Genomic DNA, 6,124 nt, shown 5'->3' with positions numbered 1-6,124 from the left:
GCGGCGCCGGGACCGGGGTACGGCGGTCACCGCCGTATGCCGTACCCGGCGGCGGCCGCGCGGGCGCGTGATCACCCTGCCCCGGCCGCCGACCCGGCGGAGCCGCACGCCCCGCCGTCCGGGCGGACGGCGCCGCCTTCCGGAACCTGCCCGGGCCGGGCGGTAGCGGTTCTTTAGAGGAGCGTTGGGCCTCGCCACGAGGGTGGTGGCACGGCCCCGGGCGCGCCGCGCCGCCGCGGGCCGCCGCACCTCCCGCCCCGGCCGCCCCCCTTCTCCCGAGGGCCGTACCGGTCCTTCCCCGATCCGGAGGTCTGAGTCCGTATGGCCAACGAGGACAAGCTCCGCGACTACCTCAGGCGGGTGACCGCCGATCTCCACCAGGCGCGCCGCCGGCTGCGGGAGTACGAGTCCGAGCGTCATGAGCCGATCGCCGTGGTCGGGATCGGCTGCCGGTATCCGGGCGGGGCGGACTCGCCCGAGGCGCTCTGGCGGCTGGTACGCGACGAGGTGGACGCCGTCGGCGGTTTCCCCACCGACCGCAACTGGGACCTCGACGGCCTCTACCACCCGGACCCGGACCATCCCGGCACCTCCTACGCCCGGGAGGGCGGGTTCCTCTACGACGCGCACCGGTTCGACGCCGAGTTCTTCGGCATGAGCCCCCGCGAGGCCCTGGCCACCGACCCGCAGCAGCGGCTCCTCCTGGAAACCTCCTGGGAGGCGGTCGAACGCGCCGGAATCGACCCGACGGAGCTGCGCGGCAGCCGTACCGGGGTCTTCGCCGGAGTCATGTACAACGACTACGCCTCCCGGATCACCCGGCCCCCGCAGGGTTTCGAGGGGTACATCGGTGCCGGGAGCGCGGGCAGCATCGCCTCCGGGCGGGTGGCGTACGCCCTCGGTCTGGAGGGCCCGGCGGTCACCGTCGACACCGCCTGCTCGTCCTCACTGGTCGCCATCCATCTCGCCGCCCAGGCCCTGCGGCGCGGCGAATGCACCCTCGCCCTCGCGGGCGGGGTCACCGTGATGGCCACCCCCAACACGTTCGTCGAGTTCAGCCGACAGCGCGGGCTGGCGCCGGACGGCCGGTGCAAACCGTTCGCGGCGGCCGCCGACGGCACGGGCTGGGCGGAGGGTGTCGGCGTACTGGTGCTGGAGAAGCTGTCGGACGCCCGGCGGAACGGACACCGGGTCCTCGCGGTGATCCGCGGCTCGGCGGTCAACCAGGACGGTGCCAGCAGCCAGCTGACCGCGCCCAACGGGCCCTCCCAGCAGCGGGTCATCCAGCAGGCGCTGGACTCGGCGGGCCTGACGGCCGCCGATGTCGACGTGATCGAGGCCCATGGCACGGGGACGACGCTCGGCGACCCCATCGAGGCCCGGGCCCTGCACAACACCTACGGCGCCGAGCGGCCGGACGACCGGCCCCTCTATCTCGGCAGCATCAAATCCAACATCGGCCACACGCAGGCCGCCGCGGGCGTCGCAAGCCTCATCAAAATGATCATGGCGATGCGCTACGGGCACCTCCCGCGGACCCTGCACATCGACGCGCCGACGCCCCACTCCCCCTGGGACACCCCGCTGCGGCTGCTGACCTCGGCACAGCCCTGGCCGGACACCGGCCGGCCCCGGCGCGCCGCCGTCTCGTCCTTCGGTATCAGCGGCACCAACGCCCATCTCGTCGTGGAGGAGCCGCCCGCCGAAGCGTACGGGGAGTACGGGGAGCCCGAAGGCGCCGGGGAATCCGGGCAGTCCGAGGGGGCTGTGGGGTCCGAAGGGACCGGGGAGGCCCGGCAGTCCGGGTCCGGGTCCGGACTCCGGCCGGACGTTCCGGTCCCCTGGCTGCTCAGCGCCCGCACCGAACCCGCCCTCCGGGCCCAGGCGGCCCGGCTGGCCGAGGAGCTCGCGGCGTCGCCCGGTCCCGACGACGCCGCCGTGGCCCGTGCGCTGGCCGTGTCCCGTACGCCGTTCGCGCACCGCGCGGTGATCGTCGGCCGCAGCCGGGAGGAGTTCACCACGGCGCTCGAGGCCTTGGCCCGCGGTGAGCGGGCGGCGGGGACGGTCCGCGGCACGGGCCCCGCGGGTGAGCAGCGGATCGCGTTCCTCTTCTCGGGGCAGGGCAGCCAGCGCCCCGGGATGGGCCGCGGCCTCTACACCGCCTTCCCGGTCTTCGCCGACGCACTCGACGACGTCTGCCGACGACTCGACCCCCATCTCCCCCACCCCCTCCGCGACGTCATGTTCGCCGAAACACCGGACACCGACCCCGACACAGGCCCGGACCCGGACCCGGCGGGGAACCCCTCGGGACACGACGGCGAACCCCTTCTCACCCGCACCGAGTACACCCAGCCCGCGCTCTTCGCCCTCCAGACCGCCCTGTACCGGCTCCTCGGCTCCTGGGGCGTCCGGCCGGACCGGGTGGCGGGCCATTCGGTCGGGGAGATCGCGGCCGCCCATGCCGCCGGAGTCCTCGACCTGGACGACGCGTGCGCGCTGGTCGCCGCCCGCGGCAGGCTGATGGAGCGGCTGCCCGCGGGCGGGGCGATGCTCTCCGTACGCGCCGGGCAGGAGACGGTGGCCGGGCTGCTCGACGACGGGCCGTGGGCGGGCGGGGTCTGGCTGGCCGCCGTGAACGGCCCCGAGGCGACCGTGGTCTCCGGCGAGGAGGCCGCCGTGGCGGCGCTCGGCCGGCGGCTGGCGGAGCTGGGACACCGCACCCGCGCGCTGACGGTCGCCCGGGCCTTCCACTCCGCTCTGATGGACCCCGTCCTGGACGAGCTGCGCGAGATCGCGGCGGGTATCCGCTTCCGCCCGCCCGTCGTTCCCTTCGTCTCCACCCTCACCGGGAAGCCCGCCTCCTTCGAGGAGCTGGCGGACCCCGGCTACTGGGCCCGCCAGGCCCGGGAGACCGTCCGGTTCCACCCCGCGGTCGAGGCCCTGCGCGAGGACGGCGTCACCGTGTACGCCGAACTCGGCCCGGACAACACGCTCACCGCGCTCGCCGAAACGGCGGCGGGTGACCGGGCCGTGCTGACCTCCGTACTGGACCGCCGCCTTCCGGAGGACACGGCCGCGGTGACCGCGGCCGCCCGGCTGCGGGCCGGCGGGGTGCCCGTCGAACTGACTGCCCTGCTCCCGGAGCGCTCCGGTCCGCTCCCGGCGGAACCTCCCGTACCGCTGCCGACGTACCCCTTCCAGCGGACGTCCTACTGGCTGGAGGCCGACGAACCCGCCGACCTGGCCGCGGCCGGACTGCGCAGTGCCGGTCATCCGCTGATGCGGGGTGAACTGTCGCTGGCCGACGGCGGGCGGCAGGTGTTCACCGGCCGGCTGACCCCGGGGTCGCTGCCCTGGCTGGCCGACCACACGGTGGCGGGCATCCCGGTGCTGCCCGGCGCCGCTCTCGTCGAACTGGCCCTGCACACCGGGGAACGCACCGGCTGCCCCTCGGTCGAGGAGCTGGTCCTGGAGGCGCCCCTGACCGTGCCGGACGAGGGCCGTCCCGTCCAGCTGCTGCTGGAGCCCGCCGACGGGAAGGGCCGCCGGGCCTTCACCGTCCACGCCCACCCCGGCGGGGACGTGCACGACACGCCGTGGGAGCGGCACGCCTCCGGCGTCCTGGCCCCGGGCGGCCCGCCGCCCGCCGGTGCCGGGGCGGATACCGGTGAGACAGGTGCGGGCACGGCCGCCGGTGCCGGGCTGCGGCCGCCGCGGGACGCGGTCCCCGTCGATGTGGAGGGCCTGTACGAGCGCCTGCCGGGCCTCGGCTACGGCTACGGACCCGCCTTCCGCGGGCTGCGCTCCGTCGTGCGCTCCGGTGCCACTCTCTACGCCGAGGTACGGCTCCCGGAGGAGGCACGGGACCGCGCGGGGCGGTTCGCCCTGCATCCGGCGCTGCTGGACGCCGCGCTGCACCCCCTCTTCCTGCACGAACTGCCCCCGGAGGGGGCGGCCGACGGGGCCGGGAAGCGGGCGGCGACCGTACGGCTGCCGTTCTCCTGGTCGGGGGTTTCCCTGTGGGCCGAGGGTGCGACGACGCTGCGGGTCCGGCTCCGTCCGGGCCGGGACGGCGACGGCACCTGGTCCCTGGACCTCTCCGACGGCGAGGGGCGGCCGGTGGCGGCGGTCGAGTCCCTCGCGCTCCATGATGTGCCCGTCGCCCGTATCCCGTCCGGATCCGCCGCCGCGCCGCTCTACGAGGTCTCCTGGCCCGCCCTCGAAGGAGCGGCGGTCCCGGCGGACGAGGCACCGCCCGCCGTCGCGGATCCCGGTGTGCTGGCCGCCGCGCCGCCCGGTGTACCGCTGCCCGATCTGGTGGTGGCCGTCCCGCCGGTGGCCGGGGACGAACCGGTCCCGCGGCGGGTCCGGACCGCCGTGGGCCGGGTACTGGCCCTGGTCGGCGCGTGGCTCGCGGACGACCGCAGGGGGGACGGCACCCTGACGCTGCTCACCCGCGACGCCGTCCACACGGGCCACGAGGCACCCGGCGGCGGGGCGGATCCGGCGGCGGCACCCCTGTGGGGGATGCTCCGTTCCGTACAGAACGAGCACCCCGGCCGCATCGTCCTCGTCGACGAGGACGGGACACCGGAGTCCCGGGCCGCGCTCGGCGCCGCGCTGCGCAGCGGCGAACCCCAGCTGGCGCTGCGCGCGGGCACGATCCGGGTGCCGCGCCTGGGCGGGACGGTGCCCCCCGCCCCGGTCACGACCCCTGTGTTCGACCCGGAGCGCACCGTCCTCGTCACCGGCGGCACGGGCACGCTCGGCACCCTGCTGGCGCGCCATCTGGTCACCGAACACCGTGTCCGGCATCTGCTGCTGACCAGCCGCGGCGGCCCCGCCGCCGAGGGAGCCGCGGAGCTGGTCGCCGAACTGACCGCGCTGGGCGCCGAGCCGGTGGTCGTGGCCTGTGACACCGCCGACCGGGACGCGCTCGCCGTACTGCTCCGCGATACGGCGGCGGAACGTCCCCTGGGAGCCGTCATCCACGCGGCGGGCCTGCTCGACGACGGCCTGTTCGAGAGTCTCACCCCCGAGCGGTTCGACACGGTGCTCCGGGCCAAGGCGGACGGCGCCTGGAATCTGCACGAGCTCACCGCGGAAGCCGATCTGACGGCGTTTGTGCTCTTCTCGTCGCTGGCGGGGGTCCTGGGGGGCGCCGGCCAGGCCAACTACGCGGCCGCCAACACCTTCCTGGACGCACTCGCCGCCCGCCGCCGGGCCGCCGGACTGCCGGCCGTCTCGCTGGCCTGGGGCCCGTGGGCCGAGGCCAGCACGATGACCGGCGGCCTCTCCCCGGCCGACCGGCAGCGCGCCCGGCGGTCCGGCGTACTGCCGCTGCCGACGGAGACCGCGCTGGCGCTGTTCGACGCGGCGCTGTCCACGGACGTACCGCTCGCCGTACCGGTACGGCTCGACCTCGCGGCACTGCGCGCCGCGCCGCCCGGCACCGGGGGGCCGCTGCTGCGCGAGCTGGCCGGGGCCCGGCGCCGCCGTGCGGCCGCGGCGACCGTGGAGGTGGCGTCCCCGGCCGCGAACCCGGCGGACCGGATCACCGCGCTGGTCGATCTCGTACGGGGGCAGGTGGCCGAGGTACTCGGCCACTCCGACGCCCAGGGCATCGACACCGAACGGGCCCTCAGCGAACTGGGCTTCGACTCGCTGACCGCCCTCGAACTCCGCAACCGGCTCGGCGAGGCGACCGGGCTCCGGCTCCCGACCACCCTGGTCTTCGACCGTCCCACGGTGACGGCCATCGCGGGCGAACTGGCCGCCAGGCTCTCCGGCAACCCGTCGACGGCCGCCGCACCCGGTAGCGGCCGCGGCGGGCCCGTGGTCGCCCCGGCCGACGACGAGCCGATCGCGGTGGTCGGCATCGGCTGCCGCTATCCGGGCGGGGCAGACTCCCCCGAAGCACTCTGGAAGCTGGTCACGGAGGGCATCGACGCGATCGGCGCCTTCCCCACCGACCGGGGCTGGGACACGGAGAGTCTCTACGACCCCGATCCGGACCGGGCCGGGCACACCTATGTGCGCGAGGGCGGGTTCCTCTACGACGCGCACCGGTTCGACGCCGAGTTCTTCGGCATGAGCCCCCGCGAGGCCCTGGCCACCGACC

1 protein-coding gene is annotated in these 6,124 nt (G+C 75.9%); it reads left to right on the top strand.

Translation table 11 applies throughout. The features are described from left to right. Positions 1–321 precede the first annotated feature (321 nt). A partial coding sequence (locus ACWDR0_RS34230) for an SDR family NAD(P)-dependent oxidoreductase (RefSeq protein ID WP_456355735.1) occupies positions 322–6,124 on the top strand: 5,803 nt, incomplete at its 3' end.

The sequence above is a fragment of the Streptomyces sp. NPDC003691 genome (assembly GCF_053981115.1).
Note: the sequence above shows the minus strand (reverse complement) of the source record. Positions and strands in the feature narration are given on the sequence as shown.